We start from the raw sequence: 668 nt of genomic DNA on the forward strand, positions 1-668 counted from the left end.
TCGTGAGCTGGACTGGCACCCGGACTTCATGCGCGTGCGCTACGAGAACTGGGTAGGCGGGCTCACCGGTGACTGGCTGGTGTCGCGTCAGCGATTCTTCGGCGTGCCGATTCCGGTCTGGTACGGCCTGGATGAGAACGGTGAGCGCGACTACGACCGCGTGCTGATCCCGGAGATCGCACGACTCCCGATCGATCCGACCAGCGATGTGCCGACGGGGTACACCGAGGACCAGCGCGGCCAGGCCGGCGGCTTCGACGGCGAGATGGACATCTTCGACACCTGGGCCACATCCTCGCTGACCCCGCAGCTCGCGGGCGGCTGGGAGCGCGACCCTGAGCTGTGGGATCTGGTGTCGCCCTTCGACCTGCGTCCGCAGGGTCAGGACATCATCCGCACCTGGCTGTTCGCCACCATGCTGCGCAGCGCCCTGGAAGACAACCGCTCCCCTTGGACCGACGCCGCCATCTCCGGTTTCATCGTGGACCCGGACCGCAAGAAGATGTCGAAGTCCAAGGGCAACGTCGTCACGCCGGCCGACATCCTGACCCAGCACGGAACGGACGCCGTCCGCTACTAGGCCGCCTCCAGCCGTCTGGGTGCCGATGCCGCGTTCGACCCGCAGAACCCGACGCAGGTGAAGATCGGCCGTCGCCTCGCCATCAAGG

The 668-nt window shown here is 67.1% G+C and carries 1 protein-coding gene; it reads left to right on the forward strand.

From position 1 onward, the window contains the following. Positions 1–580, forward strand: a 580-nt coding sequence (locus tag ACI3KW_RS23180; RefSeq protein ID WP_404850051.1) for a class I tRNA ligase family protein, incomplete at its 5' end; no start/stop codon positions are given. Positions 581–668 lie beyond the last annotated feature (88 nt).

Source organism: Devosia sp. ZW T5_3, assembly GCF_044987315.1.
GTDB lineage: Bacteria > Pseudomonadota > Alphaproteobacteria > Rhizobiales > Devosiaceae > Devosia.